Here is a 21,451-nt window from a genome sequence, read left to right on the forward strand (position 1 = left end):
TTGGTTTTTTACTTTTAATTACTGAAAATACTGTTAGTCTAATAATTCATTTGCATGTAAGTAATCAAAAATCAATTTATCCACTTCCGAAATTTTGTCTTTGTCTGAATAGTTAAGCCATTTAATTTCTTCAATTTCTGATTCAGCGCTCAGTTGGCCTGAATATTCAGCCATGTAACAGGTCATTTTTACCATTATACCTGCGGCATGTCCATGCGCCTGCGCCTGAAATACGCCAACCGGTTTTAATGTTTCCTTTGTTAAGTCTACACTAAGTTCTTCTTTTATTTCACGGCACAACGCCTGTTCGTCGGTTTCGTTGTTTTCTCTTTTTCCACCCGGTATATAATATTTGTCCTTCCCAAATGATTTGGTGGAGAGGATAGATTTATTCTTTATTTCTATCCATGCGAGTTTGTCGATCAGTTTCATTTTAGAAAAATTCATCCAATAAGGTGTAAAAAAAGACCTTTTCTTTATTTAGATTTTCCAACCCATATTCTTTACAAAATAAGCCAATATATTCATCCCCCAACTCATGCCGGATACTTCTTATGGCAAGGGCAATGTCCTGATATTTATCGGCAATACCGCCCCGGCCAATGTCAATAAGTCCGCTTAACTTCCCTTGTTTAATGAGCAAATTATCAAAGCAATAGTCTCCATGTGTAAACACCGGTTCGTAGTTGTCGGGTATTTTCCGGAGAAGTCGCTCAAACAATTCTTTCGGTGACAAGTATTGGTAGCCTTCTTCAAACTCGTCGGCTGCTATCAAATCCTGTTCTATTCTGTACTTTACAGTATTCAGTTTGCCCGCAAGATTTCGTTGAACAGTACAATCTTCAATGGGCATGGAATGCAGCTTTTTCAACGTTTGGGCATAGAGTTGGATGATTTCCTCTTCGGCTACCGTCCCGATCATTGCTTCTAATGTTATTCCTTCGATTTCCGTCACACAGAGAGCTTCATAGGTAGCTGTTTTTTTGTAGAAAATGACTTTAGGAACCTCTATTTTCCCGGACAGCCATTCATAGATGGTTTTATCGTCGTTTAAGCTTTCGGTAGCGTCCGGGTCATGGTTGATTTTCAGGTAATAAACTCCTTTTTCAGAAGAAATCAGCCTGTAAAGCGTTGCCGATGTGGCACCACCTGCGGCCGGAATGATGGTACAGGTTCCGATTTCTTCCTGGATCAGTTGTTTAATTGCCGGCTCAATTTGAGCGTTCATATCAGTAGCCATTCTTACGGTAAATCAATTGTCCGTTCAATGTTGATCTGTTCCAAAAAATAGCTGTCGTGCGACACAACGATGAGTGTTCCTTTGTATTCATTGATGGCAGCGGTTAAAATTTCTATGTTTTGAATGTCCAGGTTGTTGGTTGGTTCGTCTAAAATAATAACATCCGGCGACTGATTGCTTATTGTCAGGCAACAAAGCATTAACCGCATTTTTTCCCCGCCGCTCAAACCATTGCAGGACTTATCCCAATAACCTTTTGTGAACAAAAACCTGTTTAAACGGATCTTGATCTCATGTTCGGGCAAATTGGCTGAATTAAATTGTTGGGCCTGTTCATACACGGTGAGTGCATTATTGATCAAAGAATAATCCTGATCAATATACACCGCCTTCCTATCGGCTCGTTGGATGGTGCCCGATTGGGGTTCAATTTCACCCAAAATGAGTTTCAGTAACGTAGTTTTGCCGGAGCCGTTGAATCCTTTAACACCGATTCGCTCACCGCTTGTGATCAGTAGGTCCAACGACTGTTTCCATAGCAGTCGTTGTTGATACCCAAAGTTGATATTTTTTGCTTCGACCAATACTTTCCCTTTGTGCAGGGATGAATTGTCAAAGCCAAATTTTATTTTATCCGCATCCGGCAGTTCTTTCCTCAACTGACTCAGTTGCTGTGAAATAGCGCCTACTTTTTCGGCATGGACATCTTTGGTACGGGCAGTGCTTTTCTCGGCATTGTTCTTGAACGTTTTCATAGAGATGGTCGGAAGTCCGGCTTTCTCCTGTTTTTTCTTGCCCCGGGCATCCAATTTTTGTTGCCTTTCTACCGTTTCCCGCTCTATTTCTTTCGCTTTTCGCAGCGCTTTTTCTTTGCTTCTCAGGTCTTGATTCAAAGCGTTGCTTTCGATTTGTTTCTGCTCGGCATAAAAATCATAATTACCGCCGTATACGGTTATTCCGTTTTTGCTTAATTCATATAGAGAGTCAAGCATATTGAGCAAGGCTCTGTCGTGACTCACCAGCACCAATGTGGCGGAAGTTGAGAGAATAAAGTCATATAATATTTGGCGCCCCAAAGTATCCAAATGATTGCCGGGTTCATCCAACAGGATTATTTTAGGTTGGTGAATGGAAATCCCGGCCAGAAAAACCTTGGTTTTTTGACCTCCGCTTAGGGTTGCCATTTTTCGATTCAGGTCGAATTCGCCCGGTTTCCAATAGGTCAATGCTTCATGACAACGTTCTTCGATGTTCCAATCATCATTGAGCAGTACCAGATTGTCTTCTGTTACGTTACCGTCAAGAATTGCTTTTAATGCCCTTAATTTATCTTCGATCCTGAGCGCCTGTGCAATGGTAAGGTCATTGAACTGCCCGAAAAGCTGCGGTACGTAATAAGGCGTTGAATCGGTGATTATGAAGCCATTTGAAGGTTGTAAAACTCCTGCCATGATTTTAAGCAGGGTTGATTTTCCTATGCCGTTGTTGCCGATCAGGGCAATTTTTTGCAGACCCGTGATCGTTAGATTTATGTTTTCAAACAATAAATCTTTGTTAGGATGTATATAGGACAGATTTTGTGCCGTAAGCATAATTTCTTTTTTAAAAGTGAATAGTATAGCAAACCGCTTTGCGGGTTCGCCAATTATTGATCTTTGAAAGAAATTATATCCTACACTAATTCGCCTTTTTTGTTGATGCCTGCAAAATTACAAATTTTTTTCAGTTGCAGTAATTTTCCATGTCGGCATAAAACCCGTGCCCGGCTCCTTAAAGAAGTATTCTCTTTATATATTCAATAAAAAATGGGCAATGAGGAAGTAAGTGCCAATGCCAACCAAGTCATTGGCAGTAGTGATAAAAGGACCCGATGCCACGGCAGGATTGATACCGAACCGATTGAGAATGAGTGGCGTGATGGTTCCCATAAAAGAAGCCAATAACACGACCGCTAACAACGACAGGCTTACTACCCAAAAGAGTTGTGTTTCGCTGAAGATGAGCACATAAACGCCCGCTAAAATGCCGATAATCACGCCGTTGAGAGAGGCGATGGCCACGATCTTCAACAAACGGTCTTTCCAACTTATTTCCAAACCCGTTTTGTCGGCGAGCGCCTGCACAATGAGCGAAGCGGTTTGGATACCCACATTACCGCCCGTAGAACCCATGATGGGAATGAACAGCGCCAGTGCTGCGACTTTGGTTAATTCTCCTTCAAAAAAACGAATAACTGTAGCGGCCATCAAGCTGCCAATTACTCCCACAATCAGCCACGGCAAACGGGCTTTGACCTGTTCCCAGAGATTGTCATCTTCTTCCACCTCACCCGTAATACCCGAAATCGCCTGAATGTCTTCTTCGGCCTTTTCGGTCACCACGTCCAAAATATCATCAATAGTAATGCGCCCAAGCAGGCGTTTCTGCACGTTGACGACGGGAATGGCTTCCAAGTCATAGCGCTGCATGATCTCCGTCACTTCTTCGATCGGGCGGAACGTTTCGACATAGTGAATGTCTTCGTCGTATATATTGCCGATCTTGGTGTTTTTACGCGCCAACACCAGGTTTTTTAGTGAGATAAGTCCTACGAGCGTTTGATCGTCGTCTACGACGTAAACGGCGTACACTTTTTCAACATCTTCGGCTTGTTTTCGGATTTCTTCGATGCACTCGTTGACCGTCCAATTTACGTTGGCTTTGACCAACTCTTTTTGCATTAAACCTCCCGCTACATCTTCGTCGTAGGGGAGAAGGTCAATGATAAAGCGCGCCTGCTCGCGGTCCTGCAACAACCCAATGACCTCTTCCCGAACCTGAATAGGTTGCTCTTTGAGCAGATCCACGGCGTCGTCGGAGTCAAAAACCTCAATATAACGGGCTATTTCTGATGAGCTGAAATCCGATAAAAATCGACGACGGTCGGCTTCGTCGATGTTTGCCAATATCTCGGCCCCAATTTCCGTATCCAATAAACTGAACAGATAATGAGCAGGTTCGGTATCAAGTTCGTACAGAATACTGCTTATGTCTGCCGGGTACAATTCTTCCATAGCCGTGCGCAATTGAATTTCATCACGCGCTTCAACGGCTTTTTCAATCTCCTCAAGGTATTCTTTGGTCAACTCGAAAGTCATTGCTCATCAATGGTCAAGGTATGGGTATTAGGTCAGGTCAATTGCTTCCTGCGCCCCGGTGGTTGCCAATTGTGTCAAAAGCACAAATTGTGCCACGCTCAATTGCTCGGCCCGTTTGTCCAACAAAGGATGATCAAACAAAATACCCAAGGGTTTCAGTGCGTTTCGCAAGGTTTTACGGCGTTGATTAAACCCTGCTTTCACGACCTGCACAAATTTCTTTTCGTCACATTCCAACTGCGTTACGGCGTTTCGTTTCAGACGAATCACCCCCGACGTGACTTTCGGCGGCGGGTCAAACGCTTCCGGCGGAACGGAAAAGGAGTATTCAATGTCATAATAAGCTTGCAACAACACGCTCAAAATTCCGTAATCCTTTTTGCCCGGCGGCGAAGCAATGCGCATCGCAACCTCTTTCTGGAACATACCCACAATTTCCGGAACAAAATCTTTGTATTCTAAGGCTTTAAACAGGATTTGCGACGAAATGTTGTAGGGGTAATTGCCGATGATGGCGAAAGAGGGGCGAGAAGGCTGAGGTTCGGCCTCCGTGGTCGGTGGAGACACCGACCTTGAGTCTTTTTCCGTGGTTGGTGTCTCCACCAACCTGTTCTCCTTCACAGACTCTATCCATTCCTTTAAATTCATGCGCAGAAAATCGCCTTCAATGATGTGACCTTCGAGTGTGGGAAAATGCACTTTCAGGTAAGCGACCGATTCGCGGTCAATTTCAATGACGTAAGTAGTGTATTCAGCTTTGGGCAATATGAATTGCGTCAGTACGCCCATGCCCGGGCCTATCTCTAATACAGTATCATAGTTGCCGTGTCCTGACAACAGATCAGCAATGCGTTTCGACGCGTCTAAGTCGCGCAAAAAATGCTGCCCTAAGTGTTTTTTTGCTCTTACTTTCATGCTTTCGGGGGCAAGCCAGAGGCTTGTTTAAGCGATTATGGCACGAAAGTACGTTAGTTTTGGCTAAAACGAATCACGCAAAGGCACCAAGCAGCAATTTATTCCCTTTGCTCCTCCGCATCTTTGCGTGATTCTAACTTTTGTCTTTACTCAAATCCTAACTTTGTCTTACCCGCCTTCACTTCCTATCAGGGGCTTTGAGAATCCGTCGGACACCTTCTCAATGGCAGGAAATTCCTCTTCAAAATAATTTTTTGGTAGATGACTACGAAACTATCGTATCATTTGACTCAACCTCCCGGATATTATGTCGCGAAAATGGCTTTGCTTTTCTCCGTTCTCCTGCGTTCATTACTCAAAATAAAGGTATTCCACTCATCAGAAGCTATTCGGTTGAAAAATTCCCCGAACTGGCCCAAACCTATTTATCAAATAAAGCGGCCAAAGCGGTGAAGTTGAACTATGATCAGAATAATCTGACTATTGGGTTCAGTTCTACCGATTTTGCTTCTGTTGTGAAATATAGTTACTGGCTGGAAAACTATTCAGATACTTGGTCAGATTTTACCGAAAGTTCCTTTAAAGAGTTCAATAATCTTTCGCCCGGGAAGTATACACTTCATTTAAGAACAAACACAAGCCGGCGCGAAGCAACGCTGACTATTCATATCCTTCCTCCCCGGTACTGGAATATTTGGAGTAAACTATTCTATTTTTCGCTTTTCTGTTTACTGATTTATGGTTTTTATCAGATACATTTACACCGTCTGATTGCGCAAAACCAAGAGCTTATGCGTCAAAAAGCGCAGGAACTGAAAGAGCAGGAGAAACGGAACCGGCAGGAAATCATTCGAATTCGCAATGAGCAGTTGGAACAGGATCTTGTAAGAAAATCGGAAGAGTTGGCCAACTCAACCATGGAATTGATCAAAAAGAATGAACTATTTCAGGATATTCAGGAAAAAGTGCATGACATTCAACAGCATCATCGCCCCATTGATTTTCAGCAATTATCAAAATTGATCGAAACGCGCATTGCAATGGGCAACGATCGACACCTGTTTGAACAAAATTTCAATCAGGTACATGAACAGTTCTTTAAGAAACTTATTGAATACTATCCTGAATTGTCGAAAGGAGATTTGACGTTGGCGGCTTATTTACGGATGAACCTTTCGTCAAAAGAAATTTCTCAACTACTCAATATTACGTACCGGAGTGTAGAATTGAAACGGTATCGTTTACGCAAAAAGATACACCTTGAATCGGAAGAAAATCTTGTTGAATTCATGATGAGTATTTGATGTTCCTGAAGTATAATGCAGTACCTATCTATGTGATCCAAAACTGAAATAACTGTGGAAACCCCTTTGATTACCCAACCAAACCCTATTATTGAACAACTTAACCTCTTTGGCCTGACGGTGGCCCAAGACGGCGCCATTCTGTATGCCAATGCGTATACGATCCGAATGCTGGGCTGGAGCCCGGAGGAATTACAACGATTCAATTTTTTTGAAGATCTGGTAGCGATTGAGCAACGTTACGAGATAAAAGCCTTTTTGAACGAGTCGCTGGAACGGGGAAAATTGGCGGAATTTCGGGAGATATTGTTGGTAGCTAAAAATAAGAACTTACGTAATGTTCAAGTCAACTCATTGATCATCAATAAAAAATCAGCAGTTGTTATTGACTTTACGCTGATCGGTGAAGATGCTACCAATAAGTTGAGAGTGGCTACAGCCCTTAATAAATCAAACGCTCAATTGCAGGATCTGATCGACAATACAAGCGATCTGATCCAGTTGGTTTCGTTGGATGGGAGGTTTCTGTTCGTCAATCGGGCGTGGCGCGAACGGCTTGGGTATGAGGCTGAAGAGCTTATGTCACTTACCTTAAGAGACGTACTTTGGCCCGAGGCAGCGGACGCAACGCTGCAATTACTGAAACGGGTGGAAGAAGGGGAGAAGGTGCCCGATTTTGAAACTGTTTTCTGGAGCAAGCAACGTAAAAAGATCTACCTGACCGGCAGCGTGACATGCCGGTACGAAAACAATAGACCTACTGCTTTTCGCTGTATTTTGCACGACGCCACGAGCCGAGTGCGGGCCGAACGCTCGCAAAGTCTTTATTACAGTATTGCCAATTGGATGATCAAAACGCAGGACCTGGACGAATTTTACACCCGGGTTCACGAAGAATTGGGGAAAGTGATCGACGCCCGTAACTTCTTCATTGCTTTGTATGATCCTACCAAAAGCTACATGTATTTCCCTTATTATGTGGATGAATATTTTAAGGGGAATGTCCGATTTACCAAACGTAAAATTGGAAACGGCCTGACGGAATACGCCATACGAGCCAATAAACCGCTCTTTTTGTACGAAAAAGACATCATGGAGTTGGCTGAAAAGCAGGGCCTTTACATGTACGGAAAAATACCGAAAGTATTGCTCTGCGTACCGTTGCGCATTGGTGATCGGGTGACAGGCATCATTGGGGTAAAATCGTATACCAATCCCAATCAGTACCGGCCGCGCAATCTCGAAATGCTGGAATTTATTTCAGGACAAGTGGCGTTAGCTATTGCCCGAAAGCAAAATGAGGCGGATCTGAACCGACAAACGGCAAGGTTGAACGCTATTTTTGACAGCAGCGCCTACTTGATCTGGTCCGTCAATAAGGCATTGCAATTGACTTCGTTCAATAAAAATTATTCGACGTTTTTGCAGCAGCACCTGCGCACGACTCCCACTATCAATACCACAACCGAGCGGTTAGGATGGCAATTGATGACGACCGAGAACCGACGCCAGATGGAAGACCGTTATCGGCAGGCGTTTCGGGGTAACCCTCAGGGATTTGAGATGAAAATCGAAACCCGTAACGGAGAAGGCGATATGTGGCTGGAATTTAGTTTAAACCCCATTCAACCTAAAGAGGGTATTATTGAAGAAGTATCGGGTGTGGCGCGGGACATTACGCCGCGTAAGTTAGCCGAACTTTCGATGCAACAAAGTGAAGAGAAGTTTCGGGGGATTTTCGTCAATCTTCAGGACATTTATGTTCGTACTGATCGCAGTGGTAAAATTACAATGATAAGCCCCTCCGTGCTCAAACGAACGGGTTATACGGTTGAACAGGCTATGGGAACCAATATCACGGATTATTTCGTGGATCAGCACCGCATTCACGCGGCACTGGTGCGACTGCGTCGGGATAAAAGCCTGCGAAATTTTGAGGCTGAACTCCGCATAAAAGACGGCACCATCCGCCAATTCATGTTTAACATGTTGCTCCTGCGCGACGAAGAAGGGGAACCGATTGTAGCGGCCTTGGCGCGGGATATTACGGAGTTGAAACGCAATCAGGAGGAACTCGTCAAAGCCAAAGAAGAAGCTGAACGCTCGCTGAAAGTGAAGGAACGATTCTTGGCTAATATGAGCCACGAAATTCGGACGCCTATGAACGGCATCATCGGTATGATCGACCTGTTGAACGAAACCCCGTTGAATCCGGAGCAAAAAGATTATATACTGACCATGCGTCGCTCGTCGGGAACATTGCTCAATATTTTGAACGATATTCTGGACTTATCGAAAATCGAAGCGGGCAAAATGGCACTTAACGAAGCGCCGGTGGCGTTGGAGGAAATTTTTGAGAAGTTGACTTCATTGTTTGCGCAAACGGCTCGTAATAAGAACAATACGTTGAGTTTTCATTTTGGTGAGAACCTTCCTCAATTCATCATTGCCGACCAAACCCGTTTGTTGCAAATCCTTTCCAATTTGACGTCCAATGCCATTAAATTTACGGAGAACGGCTCAGTAAAATTGAAAGTGTCGTCGGTATGGACGAAGGGCAAATTTCATAAAATAAAAGTGGAAGTGCAGGACTCAGGCATCGGGATTTCAACTGAAAATTTAAATCTGCTGTTTAATGCGTTTAGTCAGGTAGATACGTCTTCACGCAAGACATTTGGCGGAACGGGATTGGGGCTTGCCATTTCGAAAGAATTGTGCCGCCTTATGAAGGGTGAGATCGGAGTGGAATCAAACGTGGATACAGGAAGTACGTTTTGGTTTACCTTTGAGACCAAAGAAACGATGATCAGCCCTACGCAGCAAAAAGCGGATAATCAGGAAATCAAATTTGAGAATTTCTTCAGTAAATATCACCCGAAGCTTTTGTTGGTGGATGACAACTTTGTTAACCGCAAAGTGGCCAGCGAAATACTTAAGAAAGCGGGTTGTGTGGTAGAAACAGCTGAAAGCGGCAAGTTGGCGATTCAGTTGGTGGATGCCAATTTTTCCTCTGCGGGTCCGTATTACGATGCCATATTTATGGACATTCAAATGCCCGATATGGACGGTATCGAAACCACCCAACGCCTGCGTGAATTGTTTGGCACCAAATTGCCTACGGTGGTGGCTATGACAGCTTATTCAATGAAAGAAGACCGGGAGCGTTTTCTGAGCCAAGGTATGGACGACTACGTACCCAAGCCGATTCGAGCGCAGGTATTGATCCAAAAAGTGAAAGAGATCATAGATGCCGGCAAAACATTTCAGGAAGGTATTGTTTTGCAAAAGAAACAAAAAGAAATTGCGCAGGATATTCAATTGCCAATCATTGATCTGGAGATCGTAGGCCAATTGCGCCAATTGGGTGGAATGGAATTGGTAAGTTCTATTTTTGAAGATTTTGTTGTCGAAGCCACGGAATTGGTCAGCGAAGCCCTAACGGCATTTACCGACAATGACATTAAGACAGTAAAAAGCAACCTGCACACCCTGAAAGGCAGTGCCGGAACGATTGGCGTATCGAGAGTGGCCGAAATCGCCCGAATCGGAGAAGGCAAGCTAAAAACCAACGATACCAGCACATTAGCGGAAGATTTGCCAAAACTGGAACAGGAATTCAAAGTATTTTTGAAGGAATATCAACCAATTTTAGAGGAGTTTACACAGAAGTAGTTTAGATATTGATTATGGGTAATATCGATAATGGCTGGAAAAGGTCGGCGGTGAAAAACACCATCAACGGCCAACAAATACCAATAAGCTTCGGAGAAGCGCAACCTTTGTAGAAATTGGCGGTGAAAACACCATCAACGGCCAACAAATACCAATAAGCTTCGGAGAAGCGCAACCTTTGTAGAAATTGGTGGTGAAAAACACCATCAACGGCCAACAAATACCAATAAGCTTCGGAGAAGCGCAACATTTGTAATGAATACTAACCAATTTTCTGTGGGTGTCGTCGGACTTGGCTTGATGGGCTGCAGCATAACCACATGTTTATTACTGGCAGGGCATCGGGTGATAGCCGTAGCACCGCTTCCCATTGATGTTCCAACAGCACATCCGCGTATTTACGAACATCTGCGCAAATCACAGGAAGAAAGATTGACTTCACAATTACCGGAACATTTTTTTGAATCACTGTTGGTAACTGAAGACTATAACGCGCTGGCAGATTGCCGGTTGGTGATCGAATGTACACTGGAAAATCTTTCCATCAAGAAATCGGTATACGAAAAAATCGAAGCCGTAGTTTCAATTGATGCCGTAATAACGAGCAATACATCGGCCATTCCCATCAGTATTTTACAAAAAGAAATTCAGCATCCGGAGCGCTTTTTTGGGCTGCATTGGGCAGAACCGTCCCATACAACACGTTTTTTGGAGGTGATATGCGGTGAATTGAGCGATGTTTCCAAAGGTGAATGGCTCTATGAACTTTCACATGCCTGGGGTAAAGAACCTACATTGGTACGAAAAGACATTCGCGGATTTATTACCAACCGCCTCATGTACGCCCTGTACCGCGAAGCCTTCAACTTGGTTGAGAACGGCTACGCAACGGTTGAAGATGTAGACCGCGCCTGTCGCAACAATGCCGGCTACTGGATGACCTTGGCCGGCCCTTTTCGCTGGATGGACCTGACGGGCGTGCCGGCCTATCATACCGTAATGAAAGACCTTTTTCCAACCTTGAGTACAAGCGCGGAAGTGCCGGCGTTGATCGATGGCATTGTAAAGGAAGGTGGAAAAGGTGTGGCCAATGCGCACGGATTTTATCCTTATACAACCGAAGAGGCGCAACTTTGGCGCGAAACCTTTGAAACTTTCAGTTACGAAATTCGAGAACTGGCGCTCAAATATCCCGTCGATGTAGTAAAGAAAAAACTGGAAGCTAAGAAGTAGATTTAGTAGGAGCCGGCCCTCTAAGCGAATTCAAAATCAACATATCGACCAACGCATCGGGAAGGATGGAGAGCAAGGCACCAATCAGCCGCCAACGTTTGGTAATGTAAGCAACGCGTGCTCTGCGTTCGGTGGCATTCGCAATTTGTTGGGCCGCTTTTTCAGTTGGGGAAAGCCAAAACATCCCTTTTTGGCCCGCCGTCATTTCTGACTTTACATAACCGGGACGAATTTCCGTGACCGAAATTCCTAAGCCTGTCAATGCTGCGGCCTGTCGCAATCCTTGCCAATACCGTGTAACAAACGCTTTGGAAGCAGAATATAATTCGGAGCCTGCCGTAGCAATATGGGTAGCCACGGAGGATATTCCCACGATGCGCCCCGCTAAGCGATTTTCTTTGAAGTAGGCCAATGCCCATTGCGATTGGTGGGCAAAAGCTCTGACATTTACGGAAATGATCGTGTCGGTTTCTTCAAAATCAGGGTCAAGCGTACCGACACCCGCGTTGATGATGAGCGCATCCATGCCGCCGAGTTTTTTCACCAGACGTTTTAAGCCTTCCAGTCCGGCATTTGCGTCGGTAACGTCAATGGTTTCGTAGACGCAATGAGGAAGTTGTTGTTGAATTTCAATCAGTCGCTCGGTACGGCGCCCGGCGATTCCAACGGCGTAGCCACGTTTGGAAAATTCCAGCGCCAACGCCCGACCAATGCCGGACGTTGCCCCTGTAATGACAATCTTTTGCATAAATGCACGTAAAATAAAAGTAAGGAAAAAGGAGAACGGTTAAAGTAAAATGGAGCGATTTCAATTCACACTGTTCGCTTAATACTTTTTAAATAATATTCGCCGTTTGCTCTTTGATCTTTTCCAATTCATCTTTCATCTGCACTACCAAATGCTGAATAGCTGAATCGTTAGCTTTGGAGCCGATGGTATTTACTTCACGGCCAATTTCCTGAGCGATAAAATTGAGTTTTTTGCCGTTGCTTTCTTTGCTTTGAAGGGTTTCGATAAAGTACGTCAAGTGATTTTTAAGGCGAACTTTCTCTTCCGAAATATCAAATTTTTCGATAAAATACACCAGTTCCTGTTCAAACCGATTTTGGTCAAATGCTTCATCATTGAGCAGATCGCGCACGTTCTTGCGCAGTCGTTCCCGAACGCCCGGAATACGGCTTTTGTCCAATTCTTCCACTTCAGCCAGCAGATCGGTTATTTTTTTTATGGCGTCTTTGAATGCTTTGTCGAGGGCAAGCCCTTCCTGAACCCGAAATTCCGTGCATTTTTTGAGGGCCTCATGAACTGTTTTTTGGATCAGTACCAGATCAGCGGCCTGTTGGTCTTCATTGACAGCATCGGTCAAATAAGTATTGGGCATCATAAGCGCCATCCGAAGCACGTCAGTAGGCACGGGAGCAAACCCCAGATCTTCGGCGGTTTGGTGCAGATCGCGGTAGTAGGCTTTTACCAAGGCTCGGTTCACAATCGTGCCGGAGCCGCCTTGTCCTACCGGTGTAACGGTCAGATTAAACTCAACTTTGCCGCGTTCGAGGGCTTGTGTAATGAGGTTACGGATTTCTATTTCGCGCTCTGAATAGTTGCGCGGAATACGGCAATAAATGTCTAAGAATTTGGAATTCAGAGATTTTACTTCGGCAGTCACCGAGATGGTTTCTGATTCGAAGGTGGCCTTTCCATAGCCGGTCATTGATTTCAGCATATTTTAAGATAGTTATCAGGAGTCAGTAGCCGGGAGTGAGTTTTTAGTAATGAGCTACAGAAAGATAGACAAAATCGAATGTAGTAAGTTTAAGAGTTTTGGATAGAGGCGGAATAAGCGTGGAGCATTTTTGCAATTTCTTCTATTTTTTCCTGAAGTTCGGCAGTATTTGCATACCCTAAATCCTGAGCTAAAATGAAATAATAAAAGGTTTCATCTAATGAACCTTGGGCAATATTCATGTATTTTACTTCATCAGGTTTTGTACGTTTTCTGTATCCTTCCACGATATTCGCTGCGATGGATATAGTACTGCGACGAATTTGTGAAGTTAAAACGAAAAATTCTTCTTTGGGGAATGCTTCAGTGAGTGTATATACTTCCAATACCAGTTGATGGGCTTTTTGCCAAACAATTAAATCACGAAAACCTTTGGATTTCTGCATAGGTTATTGATTGAAAATTATCTAAAATATTCCTATCTCCTCGCTTCTATCTATTTCTCTTCCTGCGAAGTCATCTTCTCTACTACAGGATTCTTTTTCAGTGCATTTTTCTCAAGTTCTGCCTGGTCTTTGCGATGCTTAACTACGTCGCAGGCGGTATAGATGGCTTGGCGCATAGACGTTTCATCGGCTTGATTTTTGCCGGCAATGTCGTAGGCAGTGCCATGATCGGGGGAAGTACGAACGATGGGAAGTCCAGCCGTAAAATTAACCCCATCGCTGAAGGCAATGGTTTTGAAAGGCGAAAGACCTTGGTCGTGGTACATGGCCAATACCGCGTCAAATTTACGATAGGTTTGGGCGGCAAAAAAGCCATCGGCCGGATAAGGGCCGTAGATGAGCTGTCCTTTATTACGAAGTTCTTTTAGGGCCGGTGTAATGATCTCTTCTTCTTCTTTACCCAATAGCCCGTTCTCACCCGCGTGCGGATTGAGTCCAAGCACGGCAATACGAGGTTTGCGGATGCCAAAATCGCCACGCAGAGATTTCAACATTGCCTGAAGTTTTACAATGATCTTTTCTTTGGTAATAGTGGCTGATACCTCCGAAAGCGGAATATGTCCCGTCACTACCCCAACACGCAGAATATCACTGACCATAAACATGAGTGGCTCTTTGATGTCAAAAGCTTCAGCCAGGTATTCGGTATGACCCGGAAATTTGAATTCGTCGTTCTGGATGTTATTCTTATTGATGGGAGCTGTAACCAATGCGTCCAATTTGCCCGCTTTCAGATCTTCCATCGCCCGTTTCAGGCTTTCAAAAGCGCCTTTTCCGGCTTCCGGAGTCACTTTACCGGGCTGAATGTCTTCATCCGAATTAGGCCAACACGTAATGACATTGGTTACTTTGGGATTTACCTGATCGATTTTCTGAAGTCCGAATAAATTCCAGTCTTTCATCTCCGGCAGTTGGCTTCGATAGCGATTCAGAATGCGCATAGAACCGTAAATGACAGGAGTACAGATGCGATTTAATTGATTATTTTGCAATGTTTTTAAGATGACTTCCGGTCCTATACCGTTGTAGTCTCCCATTGTTATTCCAATAACAGGTTTATCAAGGTTTAATTCGCTCATGATTCATGGATAAAAAATAAGATTTTGAGGAAAAGGGAAGGGAATAAGAAAGCAATATTCACTGTTTTTACCACCTTAACCTCCAAAATCAATAAAATCGTTTTACTGTTCAGGCTGCAATTTAACGAATAAACCGCACTATTTTTGTGCCGATTACTAACTGACACTGTCGTGAAGATTTTAATTGTTGACGAAATGCATCCCTCGCTGTTCCCGATGCTTGATCGGGCAGGATTGGAGTATCGTTACGAGCCTGCTTTCAAACGTTCCCATATTTTATCCCATATTGGTGATTACGAAGGACTTATTATTAGAAGTAAAACCGCAGTTGATGAAGAAATGCTTCAACTGGCACCCCGTTTGCGTTTTGTGGCCCGGGCAGGAGCCGGATTGGATCTGATTGATCTGGAGGCCGTTCATCAACAAAATATTCAGGTATTTGCGGCCAATGAAGGAAACCGCGACGCTGTGGCAGAACACGTGGTAGGAATGTTGCTGGGATTGTTTGCAAACATTATAAAAGCTGATCGCGAGGTCCGTCAGGGAATTTGGAACCGCGAAGGAAACCGGGGAATCGAACTGATGGGCAAAACAGTTGGATTGGTCGGATACGGTTTTAACGGAAGTGCCACTGCCCGACGATTGAGTGGATTTGGCTGCCGAGTATTGGCGTATGATAAATATTTGATCAATTATGGAGACGAATACGCGCAGGAATCGTCGATGGAAGAAATCATGGCGGAAGCGGATGTTATCAGCCTGCACGTACCTCTCACTCCCGAAACCAAGTTGATGGTCAATGACGATTTTATCGCCAACGTGGCCCGACCTTTTTTTCTGCTCAATATTGCGCGCGGCGAAATTGTACAGCTCGAAGCCGTTGTGAAAGGATTGGAAAGCGGTAAACTGCGTGGGGCTTGTTTGGATGTGTTGGAAAATGAGAAGTTAGCCACTCTGACACCCGAGCAACAAAAATCGTTCGATTACCTGCGCACGTCACCCCGCGTAATTCTTACGCCTCACGTGGCCGGTTGGACGCAGGAAAGCTACGCCAAAATAAACGAAGCATTGGTAAAACAGATCATAGCAAGTTTAAAAGCTGATAAAATAGAACGCTAGCTGTACAACCCTTAGCGCCATAAAAACGTCTTACTGAGAAAGCCATTATTCTTTGTCTGTTATGAAAAACACCTCCACCTTTTTTGCAGTTTTATTCTTTAGTTTAATTGGAATCATCGGTTGTAAAAAGGCGCCTGAGCCTTCTCCGGAGGAGCCGTTACTTATGAGTGCAGTTGCAAGTTATGACAATGAAAAAGTAAGTATTCAATCCATCGGAAGTGTATTTATGGGTACTACCGGTCCGCAGCCTGTGGATTTTGACAAAACGGAAGTGTGGTTGGCAGAAGGCAGTCCGTCAAATTTGAAATTGATTCAAACTACGGAACAAAAAACCATTGAACTTACCGGTCTACAGTCGGATAAGCAGTATTTTGTGGCCGTAAAAGGGAGCAAAGGCGATTATTGGTCAGCGTTAAGTACGCCTATTTTAGTGATTCCCAATCAACTGAAGCCCGTAAAACAGTTGCTGCAAACAACCAATACTGTCAGCTTTTACCTTTCACCGGCGGGCACTTATTCCCTGACTCAGTCGCAGGATTCAAAAGATATTACGTTAACTCAACTTGCTACCGGCAAAACGCAGAAACTCACGTATCCATCAACGATCTTTTTCAGAAATTGGATCGGAAACGGCGGGCAGATTATTTTTGAAGCTCCTACAAGCCAACGTCGCAACTATGTAATTTATGACGTGACCAAAGGTTCATTCAGTGAATTTACGCTGCCGACTGCTGCCAATGTATGGCAGGCTGCGCTTTCGCCCGATGGTAAAAAAATTGCCTATACGGATTATAACCGTATAGGAAACGTGTTGATCTATGATACCGATACAAAAATTGACAAGCGCACAACCTTAGAAAAACCGTACGATATGGTTTGGACAAGCGACAGCCGTTCGTTGTTAGTGCACCGATACGCAACTTCTGCGCAGGAAGCGCAGGAAATTGTTCAATACGACCCTGAAAAGGATGCTGTTACCAAAACTTTGTTTGTGACGCCCGCCAAAGGTTCCATTCAATGGCCTATGTTGTCACCTTCGGGCAATCAGCTTTTATTTTCTTCTACCTTGTCAGGACAGCCGCATGTTTGGCTTTACGATTTAACTGCTCAAAAATTGCGCCCTATAACGAGGGGCACCTCTCAGTTTGGATGGCTTTCCGGCTCGGAGTTTTACGCCGTAGAACCGGGAACCACGCCGCAGGTAATGCTTTATCAGGAGTAGATTTACTTACTATCAATAGCTGTTTTGTTGATTGAAAGACGGCCTGAATTCCGAAGAGAATCAGGCCGTCTTATTTTTTATAAGCCGGGCGTTCCCTTTCCTTCTGTTAATAACTTGAACAAACTTCCTTTCAAATAATAATCCCATCCTTTTGAACAGCTATTGTAGCACTCAACCTCGGGATTCAATCCGAAATGAGTAAAGTGAAGTTGAGTTTTATTATCGTGGGTAGAGATGTCAAAACTGATTTTAGTGTTTGTCCATTCCTGTTTGTCTTTGATAAAATTAAGGTTGCTGTCGGTCACAAGCCATACAACTTTTTTGTCGGGAATAACCTCCACTACTTTTTGCGTTGAAACATGAATTTCTCCAAAATGAACCGTAAATTCATCATTTACGTGTTGCGAATTGCCTTCAAGATCGTCGGTCCACCATGCGGAGACGCGGTTAATGCTTTTGAATACTTCTTCCGGTGTTTGGTCTACTAAAAAGACCGTAGTAAAATCTTGATTATTCATGGCCTTAACTGTTTTTTTAAGTTGATATTCATTACATCAAGACAAAATTAGTGTCTTAATAGGTAATTGAGAGGGTGTAAAATAGACATTATAACAGGCTGATTTGGACAATACGATCCGACACCTTTATTGTCTATTGAAAAAAAGCAGCATAAGCCTCTAGCCGTTTTTTCTACCGGGCAGGTGATGATCGCTGAATACCAGCAGTAAAGCAGCCAGTCCAATGATAAAAAAACTCAAGACAAGCGGAAAAACACTTTTGGTCATTGATAAACTAATGAAGGAGCCGAGCGTTGAGCCAATAAAAAAAAAGAATGTACCGTATACCGATGAAGCAATACCGGCTTTTTCGCCCATAAATTCCAGCGCCAAGGCACTGCTGTTTGGCTCTACCGCCAGATTTATAGCCATTAGCAGTGCAATTCCACTAAAAAATACCGACATATTTGGTGGGTCACCGGAATAAAAAGTAAACAACAGCAAGAGACCGGCCACGGTAGTATACACGACCAAAAGCCATCTTATGGTTACCCCGGCCCCAAACCTTGACGAAAAGTAGGAATTAATAAAGGTACAAAGTGACATCAGCAGTCCGATACCGGCAAAGACCCATGCAAACAATTCCGGCTTGCCGTATATCTCCCCAATAATATGTTCGGAACTGGCGACATACGAACTTAGTGCCGTGAAAAGCAGGGTAGTGATCCCGGTGTAACGAAGAAAGGTCCGGTTAGTAATCACTTTACGGATCGACTGTCCGATACTTTTGCCGTTAAGAGAGAGACGCTTTTCCTGTGGAAGGGACTCTTCCAATCGGAGTGACCAGATAAAAACGATGACCGCAAACAAAGGCGGAGTAAGAAATACCGCTTGCCACGTTGAAAAAGACAGAATAGCCATTCCTAAAAAAGGCGCAATCACCGGAGTGAACAGGAAAATTGTGAAGATGAGAGACATGGTACGGGCCATTTGGTCGCCAACAAAACGATCGCGAACCCCGGCGATGGTGGTCATAAAAACGGCGGATGCTCCCATACCGGCCAAAAAACGCGCGGCCAACATAAGCTCAAGGCTTGGGGCAAAGGCGGCCGCTACGCCACCAATGATGTAGAGGGGAAATCCGATCCGTAAAATTGCCAGTCGCCCGAAACGGTCAGAAAGTATACCAAAGATCAGTTGAGCGACCTGACCCATGAAAAAGAAAGAAATAATTTGTGCAGTGGCCGTTGACTCAGGGCTGAGTCCAAAGTGCTCTCTGAGTTTACCAAAGGCAGGAAGCATAATATCGATTCCCAATGCCGTTAACATCATGATACAGGCCGATAGAGCAATAAACTCAACGGGTTTAATTTTCATAAGCTGTTTTGTTCGATTTTAGAATTGACGTTGATTTGGCCGGCACCTCTAAGGCTAAAGCAACGTTAAGAAAAGAGTTCTTAATAAAAAAATTGCTCTGCTATGATCTGACCGTCCTTTACTTCATATAGCATTATCTCATTTATTTGTAGCCTTCCCAACCCCTGAACCGTAATATCCAACTCTCTGCCAACGGCAAAATGATTGCCGCTCACCACAGGTTCGGTTGTAAAAAGCCGATGAGCCGCCTCTACCCGTTTCACCCAATTCTCTCCTTTTTTACGAACACTTGATTTACCTTCCGCATTCCTGAAATAGGGAGAATTTGTGGGTTCTATACTCTTTACATTATCTGCAAAAAGCTCATCCTGGATTTCAAACCACATTTCTTTTTGGGCAAGGTCATTGAATCGTGCAGCAACTTCCTCAGTTGTCGGGGCTTTTTCGTTTGTCATGATCTATTTCTTTTGTTCAGTAGTTAAAGATACAAAGATATTGTCCGAACTGTCCTTGATATGGGTGTAAAATGGACTTTATGATGGGTTGATTTGGACAGACATTGCTTTTAACTTTGTCAAAATTTTACTTTATGAAACATCTGACAATTATAGTCCCCGACGGTCAAGGTAACAACCTAAGCAGCATTGTAGGGGCATACAAAATTTTTACGCAGGCCAATGATTATTGGGAGCAAAATGGGAATAAGCAGCTGTTCAACATTCAATTGGCCGGTGTTTCAAAGCAGGTCGATTTCTATGACGGCTTGTTTGCCGTAAAACCGCACACTGATATTTCAGCCATCACAAAGACAAATCTCATCATTATCCCATCATTGAATCATAATTATGAGAAGGCCTTAAAGGAAAACAGCGTACTGAGTGATTGGATTGCGAAACAATATAAAGACGGGGCCGAAATTGCCGCTATTTGCACCGGTGCATTTCTGCTTGCTTCGAGCGGTTTGTTGGATGGGAAAAGTTGTTCTACCCACTGGTCTGCTGCCGATAATTTCAGAACGATGTTCCCGAAAGTGAATTTACAAACTGATAAACTGATTACTTACGAAAAAGGTATTTATACGAATGGCGGTGCGTATTCATTTTTAAACCTGATCATTTACCTGATTGAGAAATACTATGACAGGCAAACCGCTATTTATTGTTCCAAAGTTTTCCAGATTGAAATGGATAGAAACAGCCAATCTGAATTTTCGATTTTTACAGGGCAAAAATTGCACGGGGATGAAATGGTAGTTAAGGCACAAGCCTATATTGAAAGCAAACTGCATGAAAAAATTTCAATTGAAGATCTGTCTTCCAAATTCTCGGCGGGAAGGAGAAATTTCGATAGAAGATTTATTAAAGCGACCGGAAATACGCCGGTTGAATATACGCAACGGGTGAAAATTGAATCAGCCAAAAAATCGTTTGAAAACAGCCGCAAAACAATCAATGAAGTAATGTATGAAGTGGGTTATTCGGATGTGAAAGCGTTTCGTGAAGTATTCAGAAAAATTACCGGAATGTCGCCGTTGGAGTACAGGGCTAAATACAATAAAGAAGCGTTGAATTGATAATGCGTTTTCGGTAATTAATCAGGCCATTCCCTATAAACGTTTCGTTGACAATTCAATACAGTATAAACTAAAACAGTGATTCAAAAGATTGATTTTCTTTGACCTTCTTAGTGAGTTGTTCTAACTGATTGTAAGTTGCCTTGTATAAAAACACCGCCATACTGATTCTTTTTACCCCACAGTCAGCCAGCGCCTTAAAAGAAGAAAGTTTGGGCGAGCCAACGACATTTAAGGGAAGTGTGGTAGAAGCTGCAATTTCTTTAATAATTGTGGGGTCAGCAACAGCAGTTACAAACAAGCCATCAGCGCCGGCTTCCTTGTATAATTTTGCTCTTTTGATGGTAAGTTCAAGTGGAGAATCCAATTTTTGCAAAAAAACATCAGTTCGGGCATTGATAAAAAGCTTATGATTACGTTTTTCCAGATGATTTTTTATGTTGCTGATTTTTTTTAAATAAATCTCTTCGCCCTGAGCATCTTCTAAATTTATGCCCACCACACCGGCTTCAATGAGCCGCTCAATATTGTCAGTTAAGTCGGATAAATTATCGGTATATCCTCTTTCTAAATCAACCGATAGTGGGATTTGAATGCAGTTATTTATCCTTTGTATTATATAAAATAACTCTTTAAAAGGCATTTTCTCCCCATCTTCATATCCTAATGAGTTTGAAATAGCCCCACTTGATGTGCCAATGGCATCATACCCATTTTGTTCTATTATTTGAGCACTCTTTACATTCCAGGCATTGGCAAGAATCAACGGGGTTTCCTTGTGATGCAATTGATAAAATGTTTCGTAATTATTCATTCTTTCTTTTTTTAAAATAGATCAATCCCATTACATATA

General features: G+C 43.5%; 20 protein-coding genes. 6 read left to right on the plus strand and 14 right to left on the minus strand.

What is annotated here, in order from left to right:
- Window positions 1-33 precede the first annotated feature (33 nt).
- The 5 genes from ACQY73_RS34120 to rsmA all read right to left on the minus strand — a co-directional run bounded on the left by ACQY73_RS34120 (window position 34) and on the right by rsmA (window position 5,292).
- Window positions 34-447, minus strand: coding sequence for an NUDIX hydrolase (locus tag ACQY73_RS34120; protein WP_428659329.1), 414 nt, complete (start codon window positions 445-447; stop codon window positions 34-36).
- Window positions 434-1,228: an APH(3') family aminoglycoside O-phosphotransferase gene (locus ACQY73_RS34125; protein WP_428659337.1), complete on the minus strand. Its 795-nt coding sequence runs from the start codon at window positions 1,226-1,228 to the stop codon at window positions 434-436. The genes ACQY73_RS34120 and ACQY73_RS34125 overlap by 14 nt, the downstream gene beginning before the upstream one ends.
- A 14-nt stretch (window positions 1,229-1,242) precedes the next feature.
- Window positions 1,243-2,832, minus strand: coding sequence for an ABC-F family ATP-binding cassette domain-containing protein (locus ACQY73_RS34130; protein ID WP_428659340.1), 1,590 nt, complete (start codon window positions 2,830-2,832; stop codon window positions 1,243-1,245).
- 195 nt (window positions 2,833-3,027) lie between these two features.
- Complete coding sequence (gene mgtE, locus ACQY73_RS34135) at window positions 3,028-4,377, minus strand: magnesium transporter (protein ID WP_428659343.1); 1,350 nt, start codon at window positions 4,375-4,377, stop codon at window positions 3,028-3,030.
- A gap of 27 nt (window positions 4,378-4,404) precedes the next feature.
- The gene (rsmA, locus tag ACQY73_RS34140; protein ID WP_428659346.1) at window positions 4,405-5,292 is read right to left on the minus strand and encodes a 16S rRNA (adenine(1518)-N(6)/adenine(1519)-N(6))-dimethyltransferase RsmA; all 888 of its coding nucleotides are present in this window, start codon (window positions 5,290-5,292) and stop codon (window positions 4,405-4,407) included.
- Window positions 5,293-5,489: 197 nt separating this feature from the next.
- Here rsmA and ACQY73_RS34145 point away from each other — a divergent pair, with 197 nt between their 5' ends.
- Together ACQY73_RS34145 and ACQY73_RS34150 are read left to right on the plus strand one after the other, a co-directional pair.
- Window positions 5,490-6,596, plus strand: coding sequence for a triple tyrosine motif-containing protein (locus tag ACQY73_RS34145; protein WP_428659349.1), 1,107 nt, complete (start codon window positions 5,490-5,492; stop codon window positions 6,594-6,596).
- A gap of 54 nt (window positions 6,597-6,650) precedes the next feature.
- Window positions 6,651-10,268 carry a PAS domain S-box protein gene (locus tag ACQY73_RS34150; protein WP_428659352.1) on the plus strand — a complete coding sequence of 1,206 codons (3,618 nt, stop codon included), beginning with the start codon at window positions 6,651-6,653 and terminating at the stop codon, window positions 10,266-10,268.
- 1 nt (window position 10,269) lies between these two features.
- On the opposite strand, the gene ACQY73_RS34155 is transcribed toward ACQY73_RS34150, so the two are convergent.
- Window positions 10,270-10,518: a hypothetical protein gene (locus ACQY73_RS34155; protein WP_428659355.1), complete on the minus strand. Its 249-nt coding sequence runs from the start codon at window positions 10,516-10,518 to the stop codon at window positions 10,270-10,272.
- A 5-nt stretch (window positions 10,519-10,523) separates the two neighbouring features.
- Here ACQY73_RS34155 and ACQY73_RS34160 point away from each other — a divergent pair, with 5 nt between their 5' ends.
- On the plus strand, window positions 10,524-11,501 hold the full coding sequence (locus tag ACQY73_RS34160) for a 3-hydroxyacyl-CoA dehydrogenase family protein (protein ID WP_428659358.1): 978 nt from the start codon (window positions 10,524-10,526) through the stop codon (window positions 11,499-11,501).
- Here the strand turns inward: ACQY73_RS34160 and ACQY73_RS34165 are convergent.
- The 4 genes from ACQY73_RS34165 to pdxA form a co-directional block, all read right to left on the minus strand.
- A complete protein-coding gene (locus ACQY73_RS34165; RefSeq protein WP_428659361.1) occupies window positions 11,491-12,249 on the minus strand; it encodes an SDR family NAD(P)-dependent oxidoreductase in 759 nt (252 codons plus the stop codon). The genes ACQY73_RS34160 and ACQY73_RS34165 overlap by 11 nt on opposite strands.
- An 88-nt stretch (window positions 12,250-12,337) precedes the next feature.
- The gene (locus ACQY73_RS34170) at window positions 12,338-13,225 is read right to left on the minus strand and encodes a YicC/YloC family endoribonuclease (RefSeq protein ID WP_428659363.1); all 888 of its coding nucleotides are present in this window, start codon (window positions 13,223-13,225) and stop codon (window positions 12,338-12,340) included.
- Window positions 13,226-13,314: 89 nt separating this feature from the next.
- On the minus strand, window positions 13,315-13,671 hold the full coding sequence (locus ACQY73_RS34175; RefSeq protein WP_428659366.1) for a four helix bundle protein: 357 nt from the start codon (window positions 13,669-13,671) through the stop codon (window positions 13,315-13,317).
- Window positions 13,672-13,721: 50 nt separating this feature from the next.
- Window positions 13,722-14,810, minus strand: a complete 1,089-nt coding sequence (gene pdxA, locus ACQY73_RS34180; protein WP_428659369.1) for a 4-hydroxythreonine-4-phosphate dehydrogenase PdxA — start codon at window positions 14,808-14,810, stop codon at window positions 13,722-13,724.
- A gap of 171 nt (window positions 14,811-14,981) precedes the next feature.
- Between pdxA and ACQY73_RS34185 the strand changes: the two genes are divergently transcribed.
- Entirely contained in the window at window positions 14,982-15,929 is a 948-nt protein-coding gene (locus ACQY73_RS34185; RefSeq protein ID WP_428659372.1) for a 2-hydroxyacid dehydrogenase, read from the plus strand.
- A 61-nt stretch (window positions 15,930-15,990) separates the two neighbouring features.
- On the plus strand, window positions 15,991-17,151 hold the full coding sequence (locus ACQY73_RS34190) for a TolB family protein (RefSeq protein WP_428659374.1): 1,161 nt from the start codon (window positions 15,991-15,993) through the stop codon (window positions 17,149-17,151).
- Window positions 17,152-17,228: 77 nt separating this feature from the next.
- Here ACQY73_RS34190 and ACQY73_RS34195 read toward each other — a convergent pair whose 3' ends face one another.
- From ACQY73_RS34195 to ACQY73_RS34205, 3 genes are all read right to left on the minus strand, one after another.
- Window positions 17,229-17,669 carry an SRPBCC family protein gene (locus tag ACQY73_RS34195; protein ID WP_428659377.1) on the minus strand — a complete coding sequence of 147 codons (441 nt, stop codon included), beginning with the start codon at window positions 17,667-17,669 and terminating at the stop codon, window positions 17,229-17,231.
- 159 nt (window positions 17,670-17,828) lie between these two features.
- A complete protein-coding gene (locus tag ACQY73_RS34200; protein ID WP_428659380.1) occupies window positions 17,829-19,025 on the minus strand; it encodes an MFS transporter in 1,197 nt (398 codons plus the stop codon).
- An 80-nt stretch (window positions 19,026-19,105) separates the two neighbouring features.
- Window positions 19,106-19,480 carry a SnoaL-like domain-containing protein gene (locus ACQY73_RS34205; RefSeq protein ID WP_428659383.1) on the minus strand — a complete coding sequence of 125 codons (375 nt, stop codon included), beginning with the start codon at window positions 19,478-19,480 and terminating at the stop codon, window positions 19,106-19,108.
- A gap of 134 nt (window positions 19,481-19,614) precedes the next feature.
- Here ACQY73_RS34205 and ACQY73_RS34210 point away from each other — a divergent pair, with 134 nt between their 5' ends.
- Complete coding sequence (locus ACQY73_RS34210) at window positions 19,615-20,598, plus strand: GlxA family transcriptional regulator (RefSeq protein WP_428659385.1); 984 nt, start codon at window positions 19,615-19,617, stop codon at window positions 20,596-20,598.
- A gap of 70 nt (window positions 20,599-20,668) precedes the next feature.
- Here the strand turns inward: ACQY73_RS34210 and ACQY73_RS34215 are convergent, their stop codons facing one another.
- Window positions 20,669-21,412 carry an isocitrate lyase/PEP mutase family protein gene (locus tag ACQY73_RS34215; protein ID WP_428659388.1) on the minus strand — a complete coding sequence of 248 codons (744 nt, stop codon included), beginning with the start codon at window positions 21,410-21,412 and terminating at the stop codon, window positions 20,669-20,671.
- Window positions 21,413-21,451: the final 39 nt, after the last annotated feature.

Source organism: Runella sp. (assembly GCF_965279615.1).
In the GTDB taxonomy this organism is placed as follows: domain Bacteria; phylum Bacteroidota; class Bacteroidia; order Cytophagales; family Spirosomataceae; genus Runella.

Bases quoted from the DNA above. Each gene is read 5' to 3' on its own strand.
- ACQY73_RS34120 (WP_428659329.1), bottom strand. From the start codon at position 447: ATGAATTTTTCTAAAATGAAACTGATCGACAAACTCGCATGGATAGAA.
- ACQY73_RS34125 (WP_428659337.1), bottom strand. From the start codon at position 1,228: ATGAACGCTCAAATTGAGCCGGCAATTAAACAACTGATCCAGGAAGAA.
- ACQY73_RS34130 (WP_428659340.1), bottom strand. From the start codon at position 2,832: ATGCTTACGGCACAAAATCTGTCCTATATACATCCTAACAAAGATTTA.
- mgtE (WP_428659343.1), bottom strand. From the start codon at position 4,377: ATGACTTTCGAGTTGACCAAAGAATACCTTGAGGAGATTGAAAAAGCC.
- rsmA (WP_428659346.1), bottom strand. From the start codon at position 5,292: ATGAAAGTAAGAGCAAAAAAACACTTAGGGCAGCATTTTTTGCGCGAC.
- ACQY73_RS34155 (WP_428659355.1), bottom strand. From the start codon at position 10,518: ATGTTGCGCTTCTCCGAAGCTTATTGGTATTTGTTGGCCGTTGATGGT.
- ACQY73_RS34160 (WP_428659358.1), top strand. From the start codon at position 10,524: ATGAATACTAACCAATTTTCTGTGGGTGTCGTCGGACTTGGCTTGATG.
- ACQY73_RS34165 (WP_428659361.1), bottom strand. From the start codon at position 12,249: ATGCAAAAGATTGTCATTACAGGGGCAACGTCCGGCATTGGTCGGGCG.
- ACQY73_RS34170 (WP_428659363.1), bottom strand. From the start codon at position 13,225: ATGCTGAAATCAATGACCGGCTATGGAAAGGCCACCTTCGAATCAGAA.
- ACQY73_RS34175 (WP_428659366.1), bottom strand. From the start codon at position 13,671: ATGCAGAAATCCAAAGGTTTTCGTGATTTAATTGTTTGGCAAAAAGCC.
- pdxA (WP_428659369.1), bottom strand. From the start codon at position 14,810: ATGAGCGAATTAAACCTTGATAAACCTGTTATTGGAATAACAATGGGA.
- ACQY73_RS34190 (WP_428659374.1), top strand. From the start codon at position 15,991: ATGAAAAACACCTCCACCTTTTTTGCAGTTTTATTCTTTAGTTTAATT.
- ACQY73_RS34195 (WP_428659377.1), bottom strand. From the start codon at position 17,669: ATGAATAATCAAGATTTTACTACGGTCTTTTTAGTAGACCAAACACCG.
- ACQY73_RS34200 (WP_428659380.1), bottom strand. From the start codon at position 19,025: ATGAAAATTAAACCCGTTGAGTTTATTGCTCTATCGGCCTGTATCATG.
- ACQY73_RS34205 (WP_428659383.1), bottom strand. From the start codon at position 19,480: ATGACAAACGAAAAAGCCCCGACAACTGAGGAAGTTGCTGCACGATTC.
- ACQY73_RS34210 (WP_428659385.1), top strand. From the start codon at position 19,615: ATGAAACATCTGACAATTATAGTCCCCGACGGTCAAGGTAACAACCTA.
- ACQY73_RS34215 (WP_428659388.1), bottom strand. From the start codon at position 21,412: ATGAATAATTACGAAACATTTTATCAATTGCATCACAAGGAAACCCCG.